General features: G+C 58.0%; 22 protein-coding genes, 1 tRNA gene and 1 pseudogene. 13 read left to right on the plus strand and 11 right to left on the minus strand.

Features of this window, described 5'->3' with window-relative positions; all coding sequences use genetic code 11:
* Nucleotides 1-2 precede the first annotated feature (2 nt).
* Nucleotides 3-1,328 (plus strand): GH1 family beta-glucosidase, encoded by a 1,326-nt coding sequence (locus ACR0MI_RS07255; protein WP_170613686.1) that lies wholly within the window; start codon nt 3-5, stop codon nt 1,326-1,328.
* A gap of 839 nt (nt 1,329-2,167) precedes the next feature.
* Here the strand turns inward: ACR0MI_RS07255 and ACR0MI_RS07260 are convergent.
* Entirely contained in the window at nt 2,168-3,139 is a 972-nt protein-coding gene (locus tag ACR0MI_RS07260) for a LysR family transcriptional regulator (RefSeq protein ID WP_170613688.1), read from the minus strand.
* An 89-nt stretch (nt 3,140-3,228) separates the two neighbouring features.
* The gene (locus tag ACR0MI_RS07265; RefSeq protein WP_170613690.1) at nt 3,229-5,664 is read right to left on the minus strand and encodes a GcvT family protein; all 2,436 of its coding nucleotides are present in this window, start codon (nt 5,662-5,664) and stop codon (nt 3,229-3,231) included.
* 183 nt (nt 5,665-5,847) lie between these two features.
* Here ACR0MI_RS07265 and ACR0MI_RS07270 point away from each other — a divergent pair, with 183 nt between their 5' ends.
* Together ACR0MI_RS07270 and ACR0MI_RS07275 are read left to right on the plus strand one after the other, a co-directional pair.
* Nucleotides 5,848-7,368 carry a trimethylamine methyltransferase family protein gene (locus tag ACR0MI_RS07270; RefSeq protein WP_170613692.1) on the plus strand — a complete coding sequence of 507 codons (1,521 nt, stop codon included), beginning with the start codon at nt 5,848-5,850 and terminating at the stop codon, nt 7,366-7,368.
* A 73-nt stretch (nt 7,369-7,441) separates the two neighbouring features.
* The gene (locus tag ACR0MI_RS07275) at nt 7,442-8,413 is read left to right on the plus strand and encodes an agmatinase (RefSeq protein WP_170613694.1); all 972 of its coding nucleotides are present in this window, start codon (nt 7,442-7,444) and stop codon (nt 8,411-8,413) included.
* Here ACR0MI_RS07275 and ACR0MI_RS07280 read toward each other — a convergent pair.
* The 5 genes from ACR0MI_RS07280 to ACR0MI_RS07300 all read right to left on the minus strand — a co-directional run bounded on the left by ACR0MI_RS07280 (nt 8,410) and on the right by ACR0MI_RS07300 (nt 13,824).
* A complete protein-coding gene (locus ACR0MI_RS07280) occupies nt 8,410-9,390 on the minus strand; it encodes an arginase family protein (RefSeq protein WP_170816758.1) in 981 nt (326 codons plus the stop codon). The genes ACR0MI_RS07275 and ACR0MI_RS07280 overlap by 4 nt on opposite strands.
* A 54-nt stretch (nt 9,391-9,444) precedes the next feature.
* The gene (locus ACR0MI_RS07285) at nt 9,445-11,034 is read right to left on the minus strand and encodes an ABC transporter permease subunit (RefSeq protein ID WP_170613698.1); all 1,590 of its coding nucleotides are present in this window, start codon (nt 11,032-11,034) and stop codon (nt 9,445-9,447) included.
* On the minus strand, nt 11,027-12,064 hold the full coding sequence (locus tag ACR0MI_RS07290; protein WP_170613700.1) for a betaine/proline/choline family ABC transporter ATP-binding protein: 1,038 nt from the start codon (nt 12,062-12,064) through the stop codon (nt 11,027-11,029). The genes ACR0MI_RS07285 and ACR0MI_RS07290 overlap by 8 nt, the downstream gene beginning before the upstream one ends.
* Nucleotides 12,065-12,143: 79 nt before the next feature.
* Nucleotides 12,144-13,094, minus strand: coding sequence for an ABC transporter substrate-binding protein (locus ACR0MI_RS07295; RefSeq protein ID WP_170613702.1), 951 nt, complete (start codon nt 13,092-13,094; stop codon nt 12,144-12,146).
* Between the two features lie 448 nt (nt 13,095-13,542).
* The gene (locus ACR0MI_RS07300) at nt 13,543-13,824 is read right to left on the minus strand and encodes a phage integrase central domain-containing protein (protein ID WP_480491763.1); all 282 of its coding nucleotides are present in this window, start codon (nt 13,822-13,824) and stop codon (nt 13,543-13,545) included.
* Here ACR0MI_RS07300 and ACR0MI_RS07305 point away from each other — a divergent pair.
* Nucleotides 13,744-13,932: a hypothetical protein gene (locus ACR0MI_RS07305; protein ID WP_170613704.1), complete on the plus strand. Its 189-nt coding sequence runs from the start codon at nt 13,744-13,746 to the stop codon at nt 13,930-13,932. The genes ACR0MI_RS07300 and ACR0MI_RS07305 overlap by 81 nt on opposite strands.
* 330 nt (nt 13,933-14,262) lie before the next feature.
* On the opposite strand, the gene ACR0MI_RS07310 is transcribed toward ACR0MI_RS07305, so the two are convergent.
* From ACR0MI_RS07310 to ACR0MI_RS07325, 4 genes are all read right to left on the minus strand, one after another.
* A tRNA-Arg gene (locus ACR0MI_RS07310) sits at nt 14,263-14,339 on the minus strand.
* A 64-nt stretch (nt 14,340-14,403) separates the two neighbouring features.
* The gene (locus ACR0MI_RS07315) at nt 14,404-15,789 is read right to left on the minus strand and encodes an ATP-binding protein (RefSeq protein WP_170613802.1); all 1,386 of its coding nucleotides are present in this window, start codon (nt 15,787-15,789) and stop codon (nt 14,404-14,406) included.
* A 15-nt stretch (nt 15,790-15,804) separates the two neighbouring features.
* On the minus strand, nt 15,805-17,223 hold the full coding sequence (locus tag ACR0MI_RS07320) for a dihydrolipoyl dehydrogenase family protein (RefSeq protein ID WP_480854004.1): 1,419 nt from the start codon (nt 17,221-17,223) through the stop codon (nt 15,805-15,807).
* A gap of 3 nt (nt 17,224-17,226) precedes the next feature.
* Nucleotides 17,227-17,985, minus strand: a complete 759-nt coding sequence (locus ACR0MI_RS07325; RefSeq protein WP_480440632.1) for a TVP38/TMEM64 family protein — start codon at nt 17,983-17,985, stop codon at nt 17,227-17,229.
* A gap of 269 nt (nt 17,986-18,254) precedes the next feature.
* Here ACR0MI_RS07325 and rpmH point away from each other — a divergent pair, with 269 nt between their 5' ends.
* The 9 genes and pseudogenes from rpmH (at nt 18,255) to yihA (ending at nt 26,661) form a co-directional block, all read left to right on the plus strand.
* Nucleotides 18,255-18,389: a 50S ribosomal protein L34 gene (rpmH, locus tag ACR0MI_RS07330; protein ID WP_005980833.1), complete on the plus strand. Its 135-nt coding sequence runs from the start codon at nt 18,255-18,257 to the stop codon at nt 18,387-18,389.
* Nucleotides 18,390-18,415: 26 nt separating this feature from the next.
* Nucleotides 18,416-18,842, plus strand: a pseudogene (gene rnpA / locus ACR0MI_RS07335) (ribonuclease P protein component).
* A complete protein-coding gene (yidD, locus tag ACR0MI_RS07340; protein WP_170613710.1) occupies nt 18,839-19,084 on the plus strand; it encodes a membrane protein insertion efficiency factor YidD in 246 nt (81 codons plus the stop codon). Before rnpA ends, yidD begins: the two are co-directional and overlap by 4 nt.
* A 70-nt stretch (nt 19,085-19,154) precedes the next feature.
* On the plus strand, nt 19,155-20,771 hold the full coding sequence (locus ACR0MI_RS07345) for an acyl-CoA dehydrogenase family protein (protein ID WP_480440630.1): 1,617 nt from the start codon (nt 19,155-19,157) through the stop codon (nt 20,769-20,771).
* Nucleotides 20,772-20,815: 44 nt separating this feature from the next.
* Nucleotides 20,816-21,709, plus strand: a complete 894-nt coding sequence (gene ttcA, locus ACR0MI_RS07350) for a tRNA 2-thiocytidine(32) synthetase TtcA (protein ID WP_170613714.1) — start codon at nt 20,816-20,818, stop codon at nt 21,707-21,709.
* Nucleotides 21,710-21,779: 70 nt separating this feature from the next.
* Nucleotides 21,780-23,321 carry a putative bifunctional diguanylate cyclase/phosphodiesterase gene (locus ACR0MI_RS07355; protein ID WP_480440627.1) on the plus strand — a complete coding sequence of 514 codons (1,542 nt, stop codon included), beginning with the start codon at nt 21,780-21,782 and terminating at the stop codon, nt 23,319-23,321.
* 126 nt (nt 23,322-23,447) lie between these two features.
* Nucleotides 23,448-25,277, plus strand: coding sequence for a membrane protein insertase YidC (yidC, locus tag ACR0MI_RS07360; protein ID WP_170613717.1), 1,830 nt, complete (start codon nt 23,448-23,450; stop codon nt 25,275-25,277).
* On the plus strand, nt 25,274-26,011 hold the full coding sequence (locus tag ACR0MI_RS07365; protein WP_170613719.1) for an MOSC domain-containing protein: 738 nt from the start codon (nt 25,274-25,276) through the stop codon (nt 26,009-26,011). Before yidC ends, ACR0MI_RS07365 begins: the two co-directional genes overlap by 4 nt.
* Nucleotides 26,008-26,661, plus strand: a complete 654-nt coding sequence (gene yihA, locus ACR0MI_RS07370) for a ribosome biogenesis GTP-binding protein YihA/YsxC (protein ID WP_170619183.1) — start codon at nt 26,008-26,010, stop codon at nt 26,659-26,661. The genes ACR0MI_RS07365 and yihA overlap by 4 nt, the downstream gene beginning before the upstream one ends.
* Nucleotides 26,662-26,691 lie beyond the last annotated feature (30 nt).

Below are 26,691 nucleotides of genomic sequence, written 5' to 3' on the forward strand. Positions count from 1 at the left end.
AGATGAACTTTACGCGAAACGATTTTCCGTCTGATTTCCTGTTTGGGGTCGCCACGTCGGCCTATCAAATCGAAGGTCACGCCCAAGGCGGTGCAGGGTCCACCCATTGGGATACGTTTGCCGCGACGCCCGGCAACGTCGTGCGGGGGGAAAATGGGAATCTGGCCTGCGATCACCTGAACCGGTTTGAACAGGATTTCGATCTTGTGCGCAACGCAGGTTTTGATTGCTATCGCTTCTCGACCAGCTGGGCACGCGTGATGCCCGAGGGGCGCGGACCGATCAATCAGGAAGGTTTGGACTATTACGACCGGCTGACTGATGCGGCGCTGGAGCGTGGCATCCGCCCGTGCGCGACGCTTTATCACTGGGAACTGCCGTCGGCTCTGGCTGACCTGGGCGGTTGGCGCAACCGGGACATCGCCAGTTGGTTTGCCGATTTCACCGAGGTCATCATGGGACGGATTGGCGACCGAATGTACAGCGTTGCCCCTATCAATGAGCCTTGGTGCGTCAGCTGGCTGAGTCATTTCGAAGGACATCACGCCCCGGGATTGCGGGACATTCGGGCCACAGCTCGAGCCATGCATCACGTCCTGCTGGCCCATGGCCACGCGATTCAGGCAATGCGCAGTCTGGGCATGTCCAATCTGGGCGGTGTGTTCAATCTTGAATGGGCCGAACCCGCCGATGACAGTCCGCAAGCGCGGCAGGCCGCTGATCTCTATGATGGAATCTATAACCGGTTCTTCCTGAGTGGCGTGTTCAACAAGACCTATCCTCAAAATGTGCTGGAAGGGTTGGAACCCCACCTTCCGCCCGGCTGGCAGGATGATTTCGACATCATCGGCGCTCCTGTCGACTGGTGTGGATTGAACTACTACACCCGCAAACTGATCGCCCCTGCGGACACCGCCTGGCCCAGTCTGACCGAAATCCCCGGGCCCTTGCCCAAGACCCAAATGGGATGGGAAATCGACCCAGCCGCGCTGAGCCGGTTCCTGATCCGAACAGCGCAAGAATACACTGGCGACCTTCCGATCTATGTGACCGAAAACGGCATGGCCAGCCCCGAGCGCCAACAAGACGATGATCGTATCAGCTATCTGGATCAGCACTTTGCCGCCGTTCAGGAGGCTCTCGATCAGGGCGTTTCCGTCAAGGGGTACTTTGTTTGGTCTCTGCTGGACAATTACGAATGGGCCTTGGGGTACGAAAAACGCTTCGGTCTGGTTGATGTGGATTTCGATACGATGAAACGTACTCCGAAAGCCTCATACTTCGCCTTGAAGAAGATGCTGTCCACTTACAATACCGCTGCCAGATGACTGTGTTCTGGTGCTTTGGGGCAATTTTGTTGATGGTAGCTCTCCACCAAATGCGACGTTCGCACAGGTCAACTTGCCGTGCATTGATTGCCGCCGAGCATTTCTGACGAGCCAAGTTCTGGATTTCTTTATTAGGATGAATCGGTGCCAGCCTGATCCGCATGTCGGCCCTGATTTTGCTACTAGGAAGTCAGGATCTATGAATTCGGTTTTTGGACGCTGGATGAAAGGAATGAGGTGAAAACGGCGAGGCTTTGTCGCTGGCGCCAGAACCATGTGTGCCTTACAGAATACCAAGTGGCGGACCGAGGAGGAGCCTAAATTTTCCGCTATACATATATCTATTGGATGAATTTCTGAAAAATTTTCTTGCCATACTACCAAAAGTACCACGTCATGTTGGACTTGGGCGGCCCATTGACACAAGTAACTTTTATATCGGCTTGGCATCAGCACCCAGAAACAAACCCAATTCTCGACTGTAGCTTCGATATCATTGAGAAAACGTTCGACAATTCCACAGAAACCACCGAGTCGCGAACAGAGCGGACATTCATAGTTAAGCTTGGTCCCGGTCCTGTGCTGAATTGCAAATTGTCCGATGGCGGCAGCAGCGCGCGGTATTCTAGGATGCCTGCCTAACGTAGCAGGGAGTGGTAATTTTTAGTGTTCCGTTTCAGAACCGAAGGACCGACGGGAAATCGATCTGACGGGTTCTGGTTTGGACCCATGGGAAGTTTTTGGGTTCTCAAACGGAACCACAGAAGATGCCGACGGGCCGGTATCAGAACCGCGTTTTGTTTTTTTGGAATGCCAGAACTGCCAGTCATTGATGGTGGCTAGGCAATGTCCATTTCCATGGTGCGGAATTCGTTTTTCAGCCAGGTGTGCCTGGCGCACATCGGTCTTGTAAAATGCTGCCGGATCAGTTTTCCCATGGCCTTCTGGATCAGCAGTGATGTAGTCGCCGGGTACACTTCGGTCGTAAAAAGTGACACTGTCCGCACAAAGTTCCTGCCAGGAAACGGCATGGCTTTGACACTGTTGTGAAACCGCTGCGTTCGGTGAAAACACGCCGCCGTTGTGATAGCCCATCCGCTGCCCTGTGCAACCAGGCCGATGATGGACTGATTACATTCAAGTTCAAACCGGTTGGGCAGGCTGAACTTGCTTCGGGCCAACTGAATTTCGATTTGTTTGCCAATCACGTAGTCACGCGAATACCTTAACAAAGGCAATTCCGCCTCTGGTGTAAACAACTCTTCGGGCGAACCTTCAAACTTGTTGGGAAGAACGACGATGAAAGGATCGCGCATCAAAGGGTATTCGATCAGCCCCTCAGTGCGTCCCGGCGGCCTTGTGGCAACACCAACGTCCAATTTATGCTCTTGTAGTTTGGCGAGAATCTCGTGACTGGGGCGTGTGAAGTGCCGGAAATTGCAGCGCGGAAGAGCCTGAGCCAAAAACCGAACGAGATCGGGCGCGATCTGGTTGTCGAAATCGTCAATCAAAGCCAATCGCAGGTCCGTCGCGTGCTGCCAGTTGCCCGTACGGATCTCGGCTTCGCCACGTTTCAATACGGTCAGGCCTTCACGGACGTAGCGGGCAAACACTTCTCCTGCTGGCGTTAGCCCCATTGGACGGCGTCCATGGTCGACCAATTCGATGCCCAGCGCGTTTTCAAGGCTGCGCAGATGGTTGGATACTGTACTGATCGACAAATCCGTTTCGGATGCAACCTTCTGAATCGATCCGGACTTGGCGATCAACTGAAAAACTTCCAGCCACCTAAGGCTCAGCGATTTGGACACGGCAACTGACCATTGTTTCGATTTGTTCGAAACTAGCGAAGCAAAGATTCGCCCTTGCGGCAACAATGAAGTTGGCTGAGATGTCGTTTCTAAGCTTTCATACGGGCAAAATCCGGATCGTACGGGCTGGACGTTATGACAGTCGCGCCAAAACGCTGCCCGCAACTATCCAGCTCCATTTCGCTGCCAACCTCAGAGATGAACGGATCAACAAATACATGCGCCAGGTTCAATCCTGTACGATGACCCCATTCCCCAGAGGTAACAGTCCCCACGACCTTATCGCCCAGCATGACAGACGCGCCGGGATGCGCCGGACCACGCGTTGCATCAATGCGCAGGGGAACCAGCTTGCGGCGAAGCCCTTCTGACTGCCGCTTCAACAGCGCCTCACGCCCAATAAATTCGCCCTTGTCCAGACGCACAAACCTGTCCAGCCCCGTTTCCCAAGGATCAAATTCGGTGATCAAATCGGCTTTCCAGTGCAGGAAGCTTTTTTCCATGCGCATCGAGTCAACCGCTCTGGCACCAAACAGGTTCAGCCCGTACCCTTCGCCCGCCTCCCGCAGCGCAAGATAGGCCGCATAGAGAGAGGCGTTTGGGACATGGATCTCATAGGCCAACTCTCCCGAGAAACTAAGGTTCATGACCGTGGCAGGAGCGATGCCGACAAAGCACTCTCGTACGCTGAGCCAGGGGAATGCGTCCGCAGACCAATCACCTCTGGCACAGTCAGAAAGCACAGTGCGCGACTTGGGGCCAGCCAAAACCAGAATGGTTTGGTCATTCGTCAAGCTGCGCATCTGAACGTCTTCATCGTTGCGCAGATGCTTCTGTAGCCAGTCCATATCGTGATACTCGCTCGCTGCGGCAGAGCCATACCAAACCCGTGCTGGACCGCGATCACTGGCAGGGAGATTGGCAACAGTTGCTTCCGCCTTGACCATACCGTGATGGTTCAGCAGATAGCCCAACCCAACACGCCCTTCGCGCTTACCCACAACTCCGCAAAACATCCGATCCAGAAACGCGTGCCTGTCCACTCCGGTGATCTCAATCCGGTTGAACCCGTTTACTTCCGCCAACCCGACACCAGTGCGAACGTTATCGACTTCGGCAGCAACCAGATCGAAGGTTTCGTCAAAATCGAAACTGAGTGACGGCGCGAAATCAGGGTGAGGTTTGATGTAATCCACCCTTTCCCATCCATTGACTACCGTGAACTCCGCCCCTTCGGATGCGAGAACAGGCGTCAGAGGCGTCGTTTTGGCGGGACGGCCGGCTGGGCGGTGTTCATGTGGAAAGTGGAACCTGAATTCGTTCTGATAATCCTCAATCGCCTTCAGAGCAGTGAGTTCTACGTTCGCGTGCCCTGTAAACCTCCTCGGGTCGAGGCACCAAGTGTCATAACATGCCTCACCATGCACGATCTGCTGTGCCAACAGCCACCCGTGCCCGCCGCCTTCGCCCAACCCGGCTCGCAGACCAATGATGCAGTACGCATTGCGCTTGCCCGGGATCGGCCCAACCAACGGGGCACCATCAATTGAATAAGTGATCGGCCCGTTTACGACCGTGTGAATGCCCACCTCCATCAAGGCAGGCATCCGCGCAAATGCACCCTCAAGCACATCAGTTACACGGTCCAGATCATCCGGACAAAGTGCGTTCACGAAGTTTGGATCGATCCCGTCCATTCCCCATGTTTTGCACCCCTGCTCGTAGAACCCGAGCAAGAGACCGTTCTTTTCCTGTCGGCAATAGTAGTCGCTGATTGGGCAGCGCAGCAGCGGCATCCGGTGCCCGGCATCCCGGATGGCCTCGATCTCTTCGGTCAGAAAATACTGATGTTCCATGGAGGACACGGGATGATGAACTCCCATCATGGTGCCAACCTCATTGACCCGGTAACCACAGGCGTTGACGATTATGTCGCAGTCGATGTCTCCGTGCTCGGTATGCACGGTCCAGGTATCGTCGTTGTGCTGCGTCAAAGCTGTTACAGGCGTGTTTCTGTACACTTCCGCACCGGCTTTGCGCGCCCGTCGCGCGAGGGCCTGACACAGTTGGGCCGGGTCGATGTCACCGTCCAACGGATCCCATAGCCCACCGATCAGGTTGTCGGTCGAAATCAACGGGTGGCGGCGGGCGCATTCATCCGCATCGATCACCTCGAAATGTACATCCATGCCCCGCGCCATGGATGCGAAGTGACGGTAGCCCTGCATCTGCGCTTCTATATTCGCCAGACGTATTCCGCCGTCTCCGTGATGGTAATTGATCGGGTAATCCGGATCGTCGGCCAGTTCCTTGTACAGGCGGATCGAATGAGACTTCAGACCCACCATGGTCTGGTTCATCCCGAAATTTGTGACCTGTGCGGCCGAATGCCAGGTCGTGCCCGAGGTCAGTTCGTTCCGTTCAACCAAAACCACATCTGTCCAACCCTCTTGGGTCAGGTGGTACAGCGTCGAACATCCAGCGATCCCGCCTCCGATCACAACGACTCTGGTACGCGACTTCATGGTCTTTGCTCCCTCGGTTTCGGCACAAGTCTTGCTGAATAACGGGTTGGGCAGACAACAGGGCAGTCGCCGGTACTGTAAAATCGAAACCGCAATTTCGGATTCTGAAATCGGCAATTCTCCTTTGATGCCCGTGTGTTTTGCGCCTTACGGTGCAACGAAGACGCAAAGAGATTGGGATACATGTCATCGGAGGGCTCAAAACGCAGCGGTCGGAAAGCGCGGCACGCACAGCGTGCAGCCAAGCCAGCATTCGATCCCTGCCCACCCGGTCAGACAGGTGGTTCGTACAAACCTTTGAACCACGTGGAAATAGAACAGGTATTTGATACCGCCCTGCGGCTCCTGGAAGAGCTGGGCATGGGCAATGTACCGGATAGGCTTGCCGCCGACCTAAGGGCCGCAGGGGCACGGGACCGGGAACCGGGGCGGCTGGTTTTCCCACGTTCAATGGTCCAGCAAGCCATTAATTTCGCTGCCAAAAGTTTCATGTTCCATGGCCGGGATGAAAGCCGGTCTATCGATGTGGGCGGGGATCGTGTGTACTTTGGCACTGGCGGCGCGGCTGTTCAGACGCTCGACATTGACAGTGGGCTTTATCGTCCCTCTACATTGGTTGATCTGCATGACTTCACCCGACTACAGGACACACTGGCCAATGTCAGTTGGTTCACCCGGTGCTGCGTGGCAACGGATGTCCCGGACGTGTTTGATCTGGACGTCAATACGGTTTACGCCTTGGTGCGGAATACGACCAAACCGGTCGCCACCTCTTTCACGCTGGCCAAACATGTCCGCCCCATTGTCGAGATGCTGGACATCGTCGCCGGAGGGGTCGGTGAGTTCGCCAAACGCCCTTTCCTGAAAGCGCACATCAGCCCGGTCATTTCACCGATGCGATATGGCGAAGACGCAGTGGACGTCGTTTATGAGTGCATCGCCCATAACATACCAATGTCCTGCATCACGGCTGCGCAAGCGGGCGCAACCGCTCCGGCGACTCTGGCCGGATTTCTGGCGCAGTCACTGGCCGAAACGCTTGCCAGTCTCGTGATGGTCAACACGATCAAACCCGGCTTTCCGATGGTTTTTTCCAATTGGCCCTTCATCGTAGACCTCAGAACCGGTTCATTTGCAGGCGGCAGCGGCGAGACAGCGATCCTGAATGCCGCCTCGGCGCAGATCACGAACTGGCTAGGACTGCCTTCGGGCGTGGCCGCTTCGATGGCAGATGCCAAGGCCATTGATGCCCAGTACGGGGCTGAAAAAGGCATCACGTCGCTTGCAGCCGCATTGGCCGGTGGCAACCTGATTTATGAAAGTTCAGGCATGACTGCGTCCCTGTTGGGTGCAAGTTTCGAGGCCTTTGTGCTGGACAACGAAATGCACTCTCACACCTATCGGGTCTTGCGCGGGATCGAGGTCACCGAAGCGAATCTCGGCTTTGACGCCATTTGCAAATCGGTTTTGGGTGACGGGCACTTTCTGGGCAGCGCACATACATATGAAGCAATGGAGAGAGATTACTTTTATCCTCAGCTCGCTGATCGCCGGGAGCCGCGCACATGGGAAACCGAAGGTGCGAGGGACGCATGGTCATCCGCCCGGCAAGTCGCCAGAGAGGTTTTGAGCTCGCATCACCCCGAGTATCTCACCCCCGAGCAGGACGCCGAAATTCGCCGACGTTTTCGAATCCTGACCTGAAGTCTTACAGGCATTCCCAGCCCGTTGCTGAACCGCTAGGGTCACTGAAGAAACTTGCAGAGGATGGGAAGCCATGGCCGATTCATTTTTTCAACCGGTTTCAGCCATGGAGCTTGCCAGGTTTGCGGGCATACCGTCATTCATGCGCCTGCCCGTTCTGGATATGGACCACGAACGCATCTCGGACGTCGAATTGGGCCTTGTCGGCATCCCTTGGGACGGCGGTACCACCAATCGGCCGGGCGCACGGCATGGCCCGCGGCAACTGCGCGATTACTCCACGATGATCAGGGCGATGAACCCGGTCACGGGCGTCGCGCCGTTCTCGCAGGTGAATTGCGCGGACCTAGGAGATGTCGCCCCCAATCCGGTCGACATAGAAGACACGCTGGATCGGGTCACGAGCTTCTACTCGAAGCTGAAAGCGCGCAAAATCACGCCATTGACCGCCGGAGGGGATCACTTGACCACCCTGCCCGTCCTGCGTGCCCTGGCCGCCTCGGGCCCGGTTGGTCTCATCCAGTTCGACAGTCACACGGATTTGTTCGACACCTATTTCGGCGGCCACAAATTCACGCACGGCACCCCCTTCCGCCGCGCTGTTGAGGAAGGGTTGGTGGACCCCAAACGCTTTGTTCAGGTCGGAATCCGCGGCACGGCATACAACACCGAAGACATCGAATGGGGTGAAGCGCAGGGCATCCGTATCATCCGCATCGAAGAACTGTTCGACCGGGGCATCGACGATGTGATGAATGAAGTGCGCAGCATTGTCGGAACGGAGCCGACCTACTGCACCTATGACATCGACTTCGTGGACCCGACCTATGCGCCCGGCACCGGAACACCCGAAATTGGCGGGCCCAACAGTTTTCAGGCCCAGCAGGTCATTCGCAAGATGGCTGGCCTGAACCTTGTCGGTGCCGATCTTGTCGAAGTGTCGCCACCCTTCGATCCTGAGGGTGGGACAGCGTGGCTGGGTATTTCGCTGATGTTCGAATTACTTTGTGTTCTGGCCCAAGCTGTCGAGGCGCGCCGCAGTTAATCCGCGGCGACATTTTCGGCAATCATCGAAATCATCTCGAACATCACTGCTGCGGCGGTCAGGGCAGTGATGTTGTTGGGGCTGTCTTTTGTGGGCATCATGCAAACCACATCACCGCCAACGATATTCAACCCGCGCGCCGCTCTCAGGATTCCGACCGCCTCATCGATGTCAAACCCCTTTTCACCCGGCTCAAGATTAGAGACGGCGGGCGCAACGGTTGGATCAAGGCAATCCAGATCGAAGGTGATGTAAACCGGCCGGTCGCCCAGCACCTCTTTGGTTTGGGCCACAACGTCCTCCAGCCCACGCTGACGAAATTCGCGCATTGTGACGATGTTGTAGCCATAGTCGTAAGAAGGCTGCAGCCAGTCCAGACTGCGTGGATGGCCCCGCAAGCCGATCTGCATTGAACGGGTCGGATCCACCTGCCCCTGATCGGCCAGATAAGCCCCCCAATGTGCCGCTGATTTCTTGGCCCCCAGGAAGTGGTCAACCTTGGTAAAAACATCCGTATGGGCGTCCAGATGCAGGAAACTGACAGGTTCTCCGCCGGCCAATTTTCCACATCCCAACGCCTGTACTATCCCACCAGTGATGGAGTGATCTCCGCCGACAGAAACCGGGCGTGCACCGGCCGCGTCGATGTCCTTGTAGAATTCGGTGATCCGTTCGATGCAATCCTCATTGTCGTTCGCCTTCGGGAACGGCACATCCCCCACGTCGGCAATCCGCGCACTGTTCCATGGGTCGATCTCAAAAACTGAATGCACCCTGCGGTGAACGGCCGAGACGTGCCGCAAGGCGCGTGGGCCCAAATGCTGGCCCCTCTCGGTCGTGCCGTTTCCAGTTGAGTGCGGCACGCCTGCCAACGCAATGTCCTGCCCCTCGGGCCCGACATTGGGGCAACGAAACAGAGTTGGCACGCCCCACCAATACAGATTGTCCATCATGGACTGTTCGTAACGATCCGCCATTGTCTTCTCCGGTCAATGAAAAACGCCCCCGGAAAGAACCGGGGGCGCAAATGGTTAGATTTTCTCGTCTTCTCGCCGGAATGCGCCTTGAACGATCCTGTCCATGACCATGGCGAGGAACAGAATTGCAAATCCGCCCAGCAGGCCCGGCCCCTTGGCGGCATATTGCAGTGCCTCCAGGATTTCTTTGCCCAAGCCGCCACCACCTATCAGCGAGATGATTACGACCATGGACAGACACATCAGAATTGTCTGGTTCACACCTGTCATGATCGATGGCAAGGCAAGCGGGATTTCCACGTCTTTCAGCAACTGCCATTTCGAGGCCCCAAAGGCGACGGCAGCTTCCTTGATGCTCTCCGGAACGCCCCGCATTCCCAGTGCCGTCAGTCGAATAACCGGCGGCATTCCGAAGATGATCGTGGCCAGAATGCCCGGCGGGTTGCCGGTGCCAAAGAAGGCAATGATCGGGATAAGGTAAACGAAGGCCGGAAGCGTTTGCATCAAGTCCAGCACCGGTTCCGCCGCGCGATAAGCGCGCTTAGACTTGCCAAACCAGATACCCAGCGGAATGCCGAAGACAACGCAGAGCAACACCGCCGCACCCACCAGAGCAACGGTTTCCATCGCTACGTCCCAATATCCCAGCAAAGCGATATAGGCCAACGAAGCTGCGGTGAAGATGGCAACCCTTGGTCCCGCCGCGCGCCATGCGGTCACACAGATGACCAGCATGACAACTGGCCAAGGTGAGCCGATAAGTGCCACTGTCAACGCATCAAGAACAGAACGCACACCGGCTACTATCCCGTCGAAGACGTCGCCCCCTGCTGCAGCGGCCGCGTCTATCTTTTCTTCCATCCAGCCAGCCAGGTTTGAGAACAACGTGCCGTTGCCCTCTCCCAATATCATCGCGGATACCTGCTGCTCGGGGAAAGCATCCAGCAAAGGAAGCGACGCGTTTACGGTGAACTTGTAAACGATCAAGGGACCAATGGCGGCGACAAGGATTGCGCCCAAAACCGTGTTTCGGGTCGAGCGTCCGCTTTCCGTGCTGCCCGGATCGATACGCCAGTTTGAATACTGTTTTTCGTAGACACGGTCGGCATACAAACCCTGAACCACCTTGAAAACCAGCAACATCAGCAACCCGGTGATAAGAATACCCGTGGCCTCGGACTGGGCAGCAGCGGCCCTTTCCAAGCTGGTATCAGCCGCTTTCTGAATGTTCTCAGCCAGCTTGGTGAACCGATCGATATCCGCCTTTTCAGTTGCGTCCGCCGCTCGGGCCAGCAGTTCGGCTGCGCGCTCTTGCTGACGGGCGGCACGCTCTGCAAAGTCTGCACCCGGATTGCCCCACGCGCCTCTGCCGATTTGGACCCACGCGATGATCTCGAGGATCAGAAACGTCCAGAACATGCCCCAAATGGCCCGTGACGCGGACCAGAACGGCCCCAGCACCGCCGCCCACGTGTTGAACGTGTTGGGAATTGCACTGGTAGCGTCGTGGATTTTGTGAAAGGCGTTGACGTAATAGGCTCCGTTCGGACCAGCGAACTTCTTGATGGAAATATCAAGAGCCTCGCGATCAACCTCGATGTCAGAGGCGGCCGTTACTTTAAGCTCAGAAGTTGCGTCAGTCATTTTTGCCCCCCTGAATACCACGCAACAGGCGTGGCTTGGTCACGACACCCACGTCACTGCCCGCATCCGTTATGACGACCGGCAATTCCGAATTCACGGCCAGATCGATCAGTTGGTCCAGATCCGCGCCTTCGTCCGCCCTGGGCGCACCGTCGAGTGGCCCTGAATAGCTGTCCATCGGTTCCATGATGGAATGCGCTTTGACCAGTTTGAGCTTGGAGATGCCCTGAACAAATTCGCGCACGTAATCGTCGGATGGGTTCATGACGATATCCTCCGGCGTGCCGATCTGTACGATCACCCCATCTTTCATGATCGCAATTCGGTGACCTATGCGAATGGCTTCATCCAGATCATGAGTGATGAACAGCGTGGTCTTTTTTAGCTGCGCTACAAGCGCCTTGAACTGGTCCTGCAACTGCAGGCGGATCAGAGGGTCAAGGGCGGAAAAGGGTTCATCCATCAACAGGATTTCGGGGTCCGATGCCAGCGCCCGCGCGATCCCCACGCGTTGCTGCATCCCGCCGGAAAGCTCCTTGGGCAGGCGGTCCTCATAACCCGTTAGGTTTACCAGGCTCAAAGCGTGATCCGAAACAGCCCAACGTTTGGATTTCGGGACCTTTCTGATCTCCAGGGGGTAAGCCACGTTATCGCGGACGGAACGATGAGGCATAAGCGCCATATGTTGAAAGACCATGCCGATTTGCTGGGCGCGAATGCGGCGCAATTCGGATTCCGATAGTTTCGATACATCGTGACCCAGGATTTCGATCCGGCCGGCCGTCGGCTCGATCAATCTGTTCACGTGTCGTACCAACGTGGACTTGCCCGAACCGGACAACCCCATGATGCAGAAGATTTCGCCACGCGGCACTTCGAATGTGGCACCCTGAACACCGACAACGCAGTTGAACCGTTCCAAAACTTCCGACTTGCCGATTCCTTCGTCTCGGACAGCTTGCATTGCCTCTTCAGCACGTGCGCCGAAGATCTTCCAAACGTTTTCCAGTTTTACGACAGGTTCGTCCATTTATCCCCCACAGGGCATAGCCCTGCCCAACAGAAAAAAGGCCGCCGCGATTTTCCGCGACGGCCTGCAAGGTCGTAGTTTAGTTGGTTAGCCAGCCGATCACGGTATCTTCGTTCTCTGCCACCCACTGCTTGGCAAAATCCGCGGCTTCGACGTTGTCTACAGCCAGAGCCTTGCCCATCGCGCTCAGATCATCTCCTGACATCTGATAGTTGCTGAACAGAGCGGCCACTTCAGGATAACTCTCTTCCAGCTCTTTCGCGTAGTGCAGGTGAAGAGTTGCGCCGTTCCAGGCCGTGGACGCTTCGGATTTCGACAGCCAATCCGGGTCATCGGTGGGCTGAACAATTGTCCAGGTGGCAGGGTCATGAGCCGGCTCTTCAAGAACCGTCAGGTCTTGGGTCACGAAGATATAGTGGGGGCTGTAGCAGAACCCGATCCACGGATCGCCCGCCTTGGTCGCGTTTGCCAGGTTGGCATAGGCGATGGTTTCCTCGTATTCCGTCAGGTCGAATATCTGATCATAGCCATAAGATTTGGCCCGAATCTTCTCGACAACGGTCGAAGCCCAGCCCGGAGCACCGATCCAGACCTCAGGCGTACCATTCCCGTCTGTATCGAAGATCGCCATCTTGTCCGGGTCACTCAGGTCGTCAATTGACTTGATGTCATGCTGTTCAGCGATGTAGGTCGGGACACACATGCCCTGCTCGGCCTGAACCGGGTTTTGGTTCATGACAACCGTGCCATTTTCTTTGACATATGTGTCATGCAGGTTTTGCTGGTTGGGCATCCACACTTCTGGGTGGACGTGCATCGAGCCGCTGTCCATGGCTTCGAAGACAATCGGATTCGTGCCGTTTTGCAGTTCCACGTCCAGACCAAGGTTTTCTTCGATCACCACCTCAAGAATATGTGCCGTGGCATTCACCGAGGCCCAGTTCGGCACACCGATCACGATATCTGCGGCCATAGCCGGGCCGGCAATCGCGACCGAAGCACTTCCTAGTAGCGTTGCAATTCTTTTCATCTGGTATCTCCATATTGGGAAACTTCCGCGCTTGTTTTTCTCACCCTTTCGGACGGTGGTGCGCTTGGAATTTTTTTCGGGAAGGTCGCGCCTTCCGGTCCTTTTTGGCCAGCGAAACTTGAGGCTGACATAGCCACAAAAGTGAAGCACGCGAGCGCGCTGCCCATCAAGAGATACGTTATTCTAGTTCCTGTATTGGAAATTATCGCAAAATAGTTTCGACTATTTAGGATTCGCAAGTAATGTTACGAGTAACCCGAAGCCGGCTTTTGTATGTCACACAGAACACATCGAACGCTGTTTTAAGGCAAATATGAGCGCCTTGGCAGCCACAGCAGAGCGGGTCTGCAACTCGGTTTAGAACGCGGGCACCTCTCGCCACGCATCGCGTCATGGTGCTGGACCTTGGCTTTGACGTTGGGCAGCATCTTACCTTCGCGGATTGCGGTCACCGGGTTCTCGCCGGGGCGAATGCCGTTGGACTTCGCCACGTCGAGTACCGTCCTTTTCCGCAGCGACAGTCGCTTGCGGTTTCGTGTTTCTCGGTCCAGATGGGCGACAGGCACATCAGCACTTCGGGCTGATCAATGCTGCCCACAGGCATGCGTCCGATTTTGGGGACCGCATAATAGCGCAAAGTGTTGAGCCATTGCTGGCCATGCTTGGCATTCTTCCATGTTGGCAGGCGGCCAACGTGAACCAGCCGGCTGAGTTCTTCAAAAGTTGGAATTTCGCGCTTGGCGTTGAAGCGCGGGATCCACCGCGCTTTCGCTATTCGCCGCAATTCGATGGCTCGTTCTCGAGCCTGTTTCAGTGCGACGACATCCGCGCCGCCTAAACCTAAGTCCGTTCGAAGCGGCGCGCCCGTGCGGTTCTATGCCCTTTGACCGAAACACGTACGATCCAACACCGTGCGCCCGATGGATCTACAACAAGATACAAGCCAGAACCGTCACCGTGTCGTCCCGGACCAAGATTATCTACCAGCTTCTTTGCCAGTATTCCGCTGAGCGCCGACATGAAACTACGACAAAAAATACCACTTAATGAAAGTATACTGGTGTCATTGGCGAAAATTCAATGAAACCCGCTAGCGCGGCTACAATCATATAACGCAAAGGTTTTAGCGACCTAGTGTTGTTCAACAAAATTCAGGGAAATCACCAAGTGGCGGACCGAGGAGGATTCGAACCCCCGACCCCTTGATTCGTAGTCAAGTACTCTATCCAGCTGAGCTATCGGTCCGCGTTGGTGAGGCGGTATTTAGACCCAGGTCCGGGGACGTGCAAGTCGATTCTCAAAAAAACTTTCAAAAAGTCCGGTCGCCGCGTGGCAGGCTTATTTCAAAGGTGGTTCCGTCAGGACCTGTGTGCTTCAGCACCAGATCCCCGCCATGTCCGCGCACCAGTTCCTGCGATATCGCGAGGCCCAAGCCCGAACCTCCTTTGCGGACGCCGCCCTGAAACGGGGTAAACAGGTTTTCCCGCGCTTTCGGGGGCAGGCCCGGACCGTTGTCGCGGATTTCAACGCACCAGCTGTCGTCGTCTTCACGGCCTTCTATCGTGATCTTCCCGGGTTTGCCCGAGGCGACAAGCGCCTGACGGGCGTTGCGGACAAGATTCATCATGACCCGGAACATCTGCTCGGGGTCGGCGCGGGCGATCAGGTCCTGCGGCAGGTTATTGACAATTTCCACGCAAGAATCGGCAACCGCCAGCCTTTCACTGGCCACAACATCTTCACCGACATCGCGCAACCGGACCATGGTCAATGTGGGTGCCGGTTCCTCGGCGCGGCCAAATGCCAGCGTGCTTTCACATAAGGACACCGCACGGGTGATCGAATTCACCAGCTTGGGGGCCAGACGCCGAACCACCGGATCGTCACTGGCTTCGATGCGGTCCGTGAACAATTGTGCCGAGGTCAGGATGTTGCGCAAATCGTGACTGACCTTGGCCACGGCCCCACCCAACTGAGCCAAGCGTTCACGCTGTTTCAGGGCCTGCGTCAGTTCCTTCTGCAACATTTGCAGGGCCTCCTCGGCTTCCCTGAGTTCCGTCACCCGGGAATCCGGCGAGATGATGCCGCGCGCATCCTCAGGTGCGCTGGCATAGCGCTGCATGTATCCGACCACGCTTTTGATCGGGCGCACCAGAACGACACGCACCGCAAGAAACAGAAAAAAAGCGGTGATGATAGAGATCACGAAGGACAGCCCCAGAATTCGCAGGCCGTAGTCCGTCATCGCCATGCGCAGCGGCGCGCTGTCGATCGTCACTTCGATCAGCAGCCCGGCACCCTTGACCGGCTCGCCTATCACTCGGATGACTTCGTTTTCCGGAGTGAACAGCCGGGCCATCGCGTCCCGGATCAGAACCCAAGGGCTCGCGTCGCGCAGATCGTACGTCTTGGTGATCGGCTCGGGGATCGGTGAGGACAGCATCAGCTGACGCACCTCGTCACGCCGCAACACCACATTGTAGACGCCCGCATTGGCCAGAAGTTCGGCCTCCAGATCTTCGGCCAGCATGTCATCAGCCAGCAACGCCAGCGAGGCGATCTGGGCCCGTTCAAGCCGGTTCAGCAGGAAATCTTCGCGGAACCGCGCAATCGATGGCACAAAGATCAGCACCTCGGCCAACATCACGAAGACCGTCGTCAGGATCAGAAATCGGCCCGACAGCGAGTTCAATATGCGCTCCTTTCCCGGTCAGGGGATCCAGCGCTGGACGAACCTGACCACTCGTTTAACTGCCTGATTCTCAAACAGCCTTGGCGAGAAATAAGCGCCCGCCGCGCGTTTGTTAAGCTCTCCGATCGTCGGATAGGGGGACACCATCGCGGCGACCTGACCCATCTTCAGATTATTGGCCAGGGCCAGCGACCACAAGTTGATCAGTTCGCCCGCCTGATGACCCACGATTGTAACACCCACGGGCCGGCCTTTTACAACCATGACCTTAATGAAGCCTTTCGTTTTCCGCTGGGAAATCGCCCTGTCATTGTGATGATAGTCAAAACGGGCGACCTCGACCTTGTCACCATGGTGTGCATGCGCCTGCGCTTCGGTCAGGCCAACCTGCGCCAGTTCCGGATCAGTATAGGTGGCCCACGGGATATGCGCCGTCTTCGCCTTGGACGGCAGGCCGAACAGCGCCGAGCGGATGACAATCCCTGCCTGATACCCGGCTACATGGGTGAATTGCAGCCCACCGGCGACGTCACCGATGGCATAGACCTTGCGATTGGTGGTCCGCAACGCCTCGTTAACCTTGACCCCGGTAGGGGACAGTTCGATCCCGGCGGCTTCAAGGTTCAGGCGGTCTGTGTTTGCCTTGCGCCCCGCCGCCAGCAACAGATGCGAGCCCGAGAAGACGTCACCATTCTCGGTCACTACCTCAATCGTGCCAGCGTTGCCCCTGATCTGCGCGACCAATGCCGTTTCGTGAATCACCACGCCTTCCGCCCGCAAAGTCTCCAAAACAACCTCGGCCGCTTCGGGGTCATCCTTGCCCAGTGCTGTCATCCCTTCGATCACAGTGACTTTGCATCCCAGCCGAATATGGGCCTGCGCCATTTCCATGCCGATGGGCCCGCCGCCGATGATCAGAAGGTGATCGGGCTTGTCGCGCAGGTCAAAGATGGTCTCGTTGGTGAAATACGGCACCTGATCCAACCCGGGGATCGGCGGCACCAGGGGGGAAGAACCCGTTGCGATCACCACACGCCGCGCAGTGATCAGGTGACCACCCGCCTGCACATGGGTCGGAGAAACAAAACTGCCATATTCGCGGATAACTTTGACGCCAAAGCCCTCGAACCGCTCCTGGCTGTCCATCGGTTCGATCTGGGCGATAACGTCCCGGACGTGATCCTTGGCCGCAGCATAATCCACCTGCGGAGCCACACCCGCCACGCCCAGCACCGAGGCATGGGCCTGCGCATGGGCTGCGTTGGCGCTGGCAATCAGGGCTTTGGACGGAACACATCCGAAGTTCAGGCAATCGCCGCCCATCTTGTGGCCTTCCAGCAGGATGACGTTTGCCCCCATCTGGCTGGCCCCTGCGGCCAAGGACAACCCCCCTGACCCGGCTCCGATCACCAGGATATCGGCATTCAGATCTTGCATGAATCAGGCGTCCTTTCGGCCTCGAACGGATTTGATGACAATCGGCAAAGCGGCCAGCACACACAAGCCGATGATGGGACCTATGACAAAGGGTTCCCACAGCAGCGAAACGTCAGGCGTCTCGCCCCGGTCGAACACACCGCCCAGTCCCACGCCGATCCAGGTGTACACAATCCCTCCGGGGATAATGCCCAGCGCCGTAGTGATCAGAAAATTGCGGAATTTCACGCCCACCAGAGCGGGCACAAGGTTGGCCACGAAAAACGGCACGACGGGTACAAGGCGCAGCAGAAAAAGCACCGGAATTTCATTCTCGCGCAAATTGTCCTTGAGCTTTTTGATGCTGCCCTCCGAAGATTCGAGGCGGGCCGTCAGGGCTTCGCCCAACCCCCAGCGCGCGGCCAGAAAGATCACCGATGCACCGACCGTGGCCGCAAATACGTTAAAGACGGTTCCGGCGATTAGTCCGAACAGGAACCCGCCCGTCATCGAGGCCACCGCCGCACCCGGCAAAGAAAATGCCACGATGACGATGTAAATCGTCACGAAAGCACCGGCCATTGCCCAGTAATTGGCGTCACGCCACGCCAAAAGCGCCTCGCGGTTGTCGCGCAGAGTTTCGAACGTCAGATAGTCGCCCAGTGTGAAAAACCCCACCGCTGCAACGGTAAGAATCACCAGCAACGGAATATGTCGCGCAAGCCCTCTGCGCGGGGCCTGAGTTGCATCACTCATGTGGCTGTCCGGTTTCGTGTGTTTCATTCTGCAAACAACATGCGCCGCATGGCGCCTCGGCAACAGGGGCCTCACGCTGCCTTGATGTTTTTGTCCGGGAATGTGAGGGTTTGGGGCCGCTGACCTGTCTTTTTGAAACCTTTTCACGGGCTGGGTTACAGAATTGTTGCAAAAGCCGCCAAAACCCCCACCTTGGGGTTTGACTTACCCCCCGCTACCCAGTAGAGGACGGGCTTCGAACACCACGGGCAGGCGAATCCGCGCCGCACCCGACCGCATAGATTGGAGACGGAGCGATGAAACGCACCTATCAGCCTTCGAACCTGGTTCGCAAACGCCGCCACGGTTTCCGCGCGCGCATGGCCACAAAGGCCGGCCGCAAGATCCTGAATGCGCGCCGCGCACGTGGCCGCAAGTCGCTGAGCGCGTAAACCGCTCGACCTGTCAGGTTATGAACATGACGCCGCCGGAGGCCCCTCGTGGATGGTAAGGACCAGCCCGGGGAAACGCCCCCGGCGGCGTCCGTTTGCGCGCCTGAAACTCTGACCATTCTCAGGAAACGATCCGATTTCCTGAAAGCCGCGCGCGCGCGCAGGCAGGGCACATCCTCGATGATGGTGCAGGGCCGCAAACGCGCGCCTGACGAAGCGACCGGAATTCGCGTCGGGTTCACCTGTTCAAAGAAGGTCGGCAATGCCGTTGCCCGCAATCGCGCCAAGCGGCGTTTGCGCGAGGCCGCCCGCGCTGTGCTGCCCGTCAGTGGGCTTGATGGGTGGGACTATGTACTGGTCGGTCGCGCCGAAGTGACCGCCGCGCGCCCGTTTGACGCCCTTCTGGATGACCTCCGCTATGCGCTGCGCAAAATCCACGGCGGGCGGAAATGACCCTGTTCTCTCATATCCTTGCCCTGCCTGTCAGGGCTTATCGGCTGGTTTTCAGCCCCTGGGTCGGGTTCAACTGCCGCTATCAGCCCACGTGTTCGGCCTATGCGCTTGAAGCATTGGAAAAACACGGTGCGATCAAGGGCGCGTGGCTGGCCGCCCGACGGATTGGCCGATGCCACCCTTGGGGCGGTGACGGCTACGATCCCGTGCCGGAACGCCCTGACGAGCAGAGCAGAACTTAATGACCCCCGGTCAGACTTGACCCGGTTGAACCTGCGCTCAACATTCGGATCAGTCCAACCCGAGGTTCTGATGCCACCAGACGCACGCCGCACTCTGCCCACGCACACCGTCCACAACCAACCGCAAATTCGTGGTGACATTGACCTGTGGGCCTGCGACCCGGTGCTTCTAGACACGGTGGACATGTCCGGCGCGCGCGCAGCGCCTTTGGCGGCTTTCGGCGAAACACTTGGACGTGCCGAAACACGAGAGTTGGGGCGCGAAGCCAACCGACAGCCGCCCGAACTCCGGGTATTCGATCAGGGCGGTCGGCGTCTGGACGAGGTGCGGTTTCACCCCGCTTACCACCAGATGATGCAGATCAGCCAGTCCGCCGGTTACGCCGCAATGGCCTGGGACGGTCAGCCGGGTGGGCACGCCACCCACGCAGCCATGGTCTACTTGGCGGGACAGGTCGAGCCGGGTCATTGTTGCCCGATGACCATGACCTATGCGGCAATCCCGGCGCTTGAGGTCAATCAGCAGATCGCCTCGGTCTGGCGCCCAAAACTCATGGCCCACAGCTATGATCCGTCGACGCGTCCGATCGACCAAAAAGCCTGCGCCACGTTGGGTATGGCGATGACTGAGAAACAGGGTGGCTCGGACGTACGCACCAATACCACCATTGCCACCCGCGATGGCCATCACTGGCGTCTGCGCGGTCACAAATGGTTCTGCTCGGCCCCGATGTCGGATGGCTTCCTGACGCTGGCGCAGACGCCGGGTGGGCTGACCTGTTTCCTTGTTCCCCGCTGGTTGGAGGGCGAGCGCAACGCGATCCATCTGATGCGTCTGAAGGATAAGCTGGGCAACAGATCCAACGCCTCTGCCGAAATCGAATACCACGACGCGCTGGCCTATCAGCTGGGCGACGTAGGCGCTGGCGTGCAGACCATCATCGAAATGGTGCACCACACCCGGCTGGGCACTGCCATGGCTCCGGCCGGACTGATGCGTGCCGCCCTGTCCGAGGCACATCATTGGGTCAGCCACCGAACCGCGTTTCAGCGCCGTCTGATCGACCAGCCCCTGATGCGCGCCGTGCTGGCCGACCTGGCACTGGATTGGGAGAGCGCTCTGACGTTGGGGATGCGGGTTGCGAAGGCATTCGAAGGCAGGTCGCCCGAAGACAGGTCCTTTGCCCGCATCAGCGTCGCACTGGCCAAATTCCTGAACAACAAGCGCTGTCCGGTTGTCGTGGTCGAGGCGATGGAGGTGCTGGGCGGCACGGGCTATGTCGAGGATACCCCTCTGCTCCTGCTCTATCGGGAAGCCCCGCTAAACAGCATTTGGGAGGGGTCAGGTAACGTGATCTGCCTCGACATTCTGCGCACCCTGATCAGAGAACCGCTGGCCGCAGAGGTACTGCAAGCCGAGTTGGACGCCGCAAGAGGTGCAGACCGGGGCTATGACGCAGCGTTGAAGGCGCATCGCGACCGTTGGCCCGACCTGCCACCCGAGGCAGAGGCACGGTGGTTCGCCGAGCGTACAGCACTTTTGTTGGCGGCGGCGCAGTTGGTGCGACATGCCCCTGGCGCGGTTGCCGACGGGTTTATTGCCACGCGCCTGTCAGGTGAAAGCGGTCGCATCCCGGGATCGGTCACAGGACTGGACACCGACGCCCTGCTGGCGCGTCTGGGCTGACCCGCCCACTTGCCCGGTTGCCGCAACTGCTGTAGGGGCAGCCCATGTTTGACGAAGCTGACGATATCCACCCGCTTTTTGCTGGTGCGCCCTCGACGACCGAGTTCAAAAAGCTGCGCAAGCGCATCGTGCGCCAGACCCGTGAGGCCATTGAGCATTACGGGATGGTGGACCCGTCCGCCCATGACAAGGATGGCAAACCGCCCCGCTGGCTGATTTGCCTGTCAGGCGGCAAGGACAGCTATACCCTTCTTGCGGTTCTCCACGAGTTGAAATGGCGCGGACTGCTGCCGGTCGACCTTCTGGCCTGCAATCTGGATCAGGGTCAGCCGGGTTTTCCCGCCACCGTTCTACCCGAGTTTCTCGAACGAATGGGTGTTCCGCACCGCATCGAATATCAGGACACCTATTCCGTCGTGATGGACAAGGTTCCGCAGGGCCGCACCTATTGCGCACTGTGTTCACGCCTGCGCCGTGGAAACCTGTATCGCATCGCCCGGGAAGAGGGCTGCTCGGCCGTGGTACTGGGTCATCACCGTGACGACATCCTCGAAACCTTCTTCATGAACCTCTTCCACGGCGGGCGTCTGGCCACCATGCCGCCTAAACTTGTGAATGAAGAGGGCGACCTGTTCGTTTTCCGCCCCCTCGCCCATGTGGCCGAGGCCGATTGCGCGAAATTCGCAACCGCCATGAACTATCCCATCATCCCCTGTGACCTCTGCGGCAGTCAGGACGGCTTGCAGCGCCAACAGGTGAAACAGATTCTCGATCAGTGGGAAAAGAACAGCCCCGGCCGGCGTCAGGTGATGTTCCGGGCCCTGACAAACGCGCGGCCCTCGCATCTGCTGGACCCGAAATTGTTCGATTTCGCGAATCTTTCGCTTGATCCGGGTCAAAAAAACGAAAAATCGGACGAAATTCCGCGTCTGCGTTAACGACTGACTCAGTTTGGTTTCCTACGGTTGGGCTTGCGCGCTGAGTCCAAGCTGAAGGCCGTTAGAACCAATGCGGAACCGATTAATCTTTAAACGAGTCCTCAACACGATTGTCGCGGGCCTGAACGGCCCTTCCGCACTGGCCTTCATACCGGCACTCAGCCTTGCAGCCTTCTGGATCGGCGGAGAGCAAGTGCTGTTGATCGTCGCATTGGGCTTGCCCCTGATCCATGCCGGAGCGAGCGCTGCAAATATCTGGCCTGCGATTGGGAATTCACTTCGCGACAACTCTGGCGGGATGATGCCGGAACAGGTGTTTCGTACCAGGTTGGGGAACCTGCTGGATGGCGCGAGGAAAAATATGGAAAGCTCGGCCTGTTTCGTGATTTCACTGGATGACTATGGGTCGCTGCTAGACCTGCACGGGCAGGCGGCGGTCGCCCATATCGCCGAACTGGCCTGCAGCCGGACCTTGTCCACGATCCGGTCCCAGGACATCGTGACCCGGGACGGCAGAGACAAAATCGCTTTGGGTCTTGGGGCATCTCCGCATCTTGACCTGGAATCCTGCATTCAGATGTCCGGCCGCATCCAAACTGCTATCGAAGAACCGATCATGCTGAATGGTGCCAGGCTTTGCGTCTCGTGCTCGATCGGGTTTTGCCTGATGCCTCATGACTTCGACGGTGACGCAACCGACGGGATCGAGGCGGCGAACGCCGCACTTGCCGAAGCACAAAGAAACGGCCCTTCGACCATTCGGGCCTATTCCGTCGAAACGCGCCGCCGGTCCCGGATCCGCACAAACCTGCGCAAGGATTTCGAGGCAGCGTTGGACAATGGTGAAATTCGCCCCTGGTTTCAGCCTCAAATCTCGACAGACACAGGGCGCGTCACAGGTTTTGAGGCACTGGCCCGGTGGGAGCATCCGCAAAAAGGTGTGTTGGGCCCGCAGGCGTTTCTACCCTTCGCCCAGCAGGCGGAACTGATGGAACGGCTGGGCCATGCGATGTGCCACCATGCGTTTACTGCCATGCAGGCCTGGGACCGGGCTGGCGTTGTGGTTCCTCGGATCGGTATCAATTTCTCGTCCGATGAACTCCGCGACCCGGGGCTCATGGATCGCCTGAAATGGGAACTGGACCAGTTTGACCTGACACCGGACAGGCTTGCGGTCGAAATCCTCGAAACGGTATTTGCCAAACGCCCCGATGACGTCATCACCCGCAATGTGACCGGAATGGCCGCGCTGGGATGCTGTATCGATCTGGATGATTTCGGCACCGGTCATGCCTCGATCGCGTCCATTAAGCGCTTTGATGTTTCGCGGATCAAGATCGACCGGTCCTTTGTGACAAAATCCGATCGGGATCCCGGTCAGCAACAATTGGCCAGTGCCATCCTGACGATGGCGGAACGGCTTAACCTGGAAACACTGGCCGAAGGGGTGGAAACCCCGGGCGAGCATGCCCTGATGGCGCAGCTTGGCTGCAATCATGTGCAGGGGTTCGGAATTGGCAAACCGATGCCACTCGAGCAGACGCTCGACTGGATCGCTTCGCACCGCGCAAAAGTGAACAAGGTTCCCGGGATTGGACGGCAAACCGGATGAAATCCGGGATTTTGCAAGGCGCAATCCCTTCCGGTGGCAAATTGACGGGCGATTCCACTTGACCTTTGGGGCTGCACTCTGTTGAACACCTCCGGTGTGTTTCCCAGCTCAAGGTGGCTGTCCCAGATGGACGATCAGAACAAGAATCTCATCCTCGCAACCGCGCTCAGCTTTCTGGTGATCCTCGTCTGGTTCGTCCTTTTCCCACCCCCGGAACAGGCACCGACACCGGATCAGGTGGAAGTCAGCGCCTCCGAGGGCAGTGAGCTTCAGACTCCGAGCGCAGCGGGTGACACAGCCGTCGGCGATGCATCTGCTGTCACAGAAGAAGCACAAGCCGAAGCCGAGGCCCCGCGCATTCAGATCGACACGCCTCGCCTGTCTGGCAGCATGTCCCTGGCCGGCGGGCGCATCGATGAGCTGTTTCTGAAAGACTACAAGGTCTCGATCGAAGCAGGCGCCCCGATCGTCGAGCTGCTTTCGCCCGTCGGGTCCGATTCTGCCTATTACGCCTTGTATGGCTGGGCGCCCGGGGCGGGCGTTGCCGGCGCGGATGTCCCTGGGCCGAACACGCTCTGGTCGACTGAACAAGGCGACACGCTTACCGTCGACAGCCCGGTCACACTGGTCTGGGACAACGGTAAGGGCCTGATCTTCCGACGCACCGTGTCGGTTGATGAAGACTACATGTTCTCGGTCACGCAATCGGTCGAGAATACCACGCAGTCCGAAGTTGGCATGGCGCCCTATGGCATTTTGGCGCGCCACGGGATGGGTGAGGATGGTGACCTGCCGGGCCTGAAGAACTTCTTTATCCTGCACGAAGGCGTCATGGTCATGGCGGACGGCGTTCTGGACGAGATCGATTATGGCGATGTCCGCGACTTCGACATTGATCCGAATGAACGCGCGCAAGCCGAAGTCTTTCAGATCAAGGAAGGTGGCTGGGTCGGCTTTACGGATCACTACTGGATGACCACCCTGATCCCGGCTGAAGGTTCGGCCTTCAAGGCGGCGGCAAAATACGACGCGCGCCGCAAGATTTATCAAACCGAAACCGTGCTGCCGACCCTGTCCGTTGCGCCCGGCGCGACCGAGGAAGTCACCACCCGCCTGTTTGCAGGCGCCAAGGAATGGGAAACCATCCGCGAGTATCAGGCGGAAGGTGTGCAGAAGTTCGTGGACAGCATCGATTGGGGCTGGTTCTACTTCCTGACCAAGCCGATCTTCTGGCTGCTGCACAATATCAATGTGCTGATCGGCAATATGGGCTGGTCGATCATCGGCCTGACCCTGATCATCAAGGCGATCCTGTTCCCGCTGGCGTTCAAGTCCTACGTCTCGATGGCCAAGATGAAGGAACTTCAGCCGCAGATGGAGGCCCTGAAAGAGGCTGCCGGCGACGATCGTCAGAAGATGCAGCAGGGCATGATGGAGCTGTACAAAAAGGAAAAGGTGAACCCGGCCGCTGGCTGTTTGCCGATCCTGATGCAGATCCCGATCTTCTTCTCGCTGTATAAAGTGATCTTTGTCACCATTGAACTGCGTCAGGCCCCCTGGTTTGGCCCATTCCAGGACCTCAGCGCGCCGGACCCGACCTCGATCTTCAACTTCTTTGGCTGGCTGCCCTGGGCCGGACCGCAGCCTGATACGCTGATGGCGCTGATCTTCATCGGTATCTTGCCACTGCTGCTGGGTATCTCGATGTGGCTGCAGCAGAAACTGAACCCGGCACCAACGGATGCGACACAGGCGATGATCTTTGCCTGGATGCCGTGGGTCTTCATGTTCATGCTGGGCGGGTTTGCCAGCGGCCTGGTGGTTTACTGGATTGCGAACAACACGATCACGTTCACGCAGCAGTACCTGATCATGCGCAGCCAGGGCTACACGCCGGACGTGTTCGGCAACATCAAGTCCGGGTTCAAGCGGACCCCGAAGACGGATGACAAATGAGCGGGTCTGTCACCAGCCTCTGGCGGCATCCAATCAAAAGTCACGGGCGGGAAAGCCTGAGTGATGTAACCGTGACCCCCGGGCAGACAATGCCCGGGGATCGCGTTTGGGCCGTCGCACACGAGGCGTCAAAAGCCGATGGTTCGGAATGGGCGCCCTGTGCCAATTTCAGCCGCTGCTCCAAAGCCCCGCAACTGGCGGCCATATCGGCCCGGATGAACGGCGGCACCGTGACGCTCAACCACCCGCGGCGCCCCGAGATCAGCTTCGATCCCGACACGCAGCAGGATGATTTTCTGGACTGGGTCAAACCGCTGATGCCCGTCGACAGGGCTGCGTCGGCACGGATTATCCGGGTTCCGGGACGGGGAATGACCGACAGTGACTTCCCCTCGATCAGCCTGTGCAATATGGCCTCGCACCGGGCGGTCGAGCAGAAGCTGGGGCAGGATCTATCCCTTGTCCGCTGGCGCGGCAACATCTGGTTCGACGGGCTGCCCCTGTGGGAAGAGTTTGACTGGCTGAACCGCGACATTCGCATCGGTCAGGCCGTTCTGCGCGTTCGGGAACGTATCACGCGCTGTCTGGCCACGACCGCCAACCCGGAAACCGGCACGCGGGATGCAGACACGCTGGGCGCCCTGAACGCTTGGGATCATCAGGATTTTGGCGTCTACGCCGAAGTTATCCAGGGCGGAGATATCCGTGTCGGCGACAAGGTAGAACCGGTATGAGCACGCTTCCTTTTCCAATGGCGGACGCGCCGGATGCGATTGCGCAGGAAACCGGGCGCAAGCTGTTTGCTGGCCCGTCCGAATTCGTCAAAGGCGTGGTTGCCATGGACGGCCTGCCCGCCCCCGACCGGCTTGAGGTGTGTTTTGCGGGCCGCTCGAACGTGGGGAAATCCAGCCTGATCAACGCGCTGACCGGGACCAAGGGATTGGCGCGCGCATCGAACACGCCCGGCCGCACGCAGGAGATCAACTTTTTCACGCAAGGGCCCGACCTCTATCTGGTTGACCTGCCCGGTTACGGTTATGCCAACGCGCCGGTCAAAGTAGTCGAGAAATGGCAGCGACTGCTGAAACAGTACCTCAGCGGACGTCAAACCCTGCGCCGCGCTTTTGTATTGATCGACTCGCGCCATGGAGTAAAACCTGTGGACGACGAGATCATGAAGCTGCTGGATACCAGCGCCGTGACCTTTCAATGCGTCATGACCAAGGCCGACAAGGTCAAGGCCAAGGAGCGTGAGAAGGTGCTGGATCAGGTCCGCACCGCGCTGTCTAAACACCCTGCCGCCTACCCCGAGATTGTGCTGACCTCCTCCGAGAAAGGGGACGGAATACCGACCCTGCGCTCGATCATTGCACATCTTGAGTAGCTTCGCCCTTGGCAGCACCGTCCAAAGGCC

It is taken from the genome of Ruegeria sp. D4, assembly GCF_056534475.1.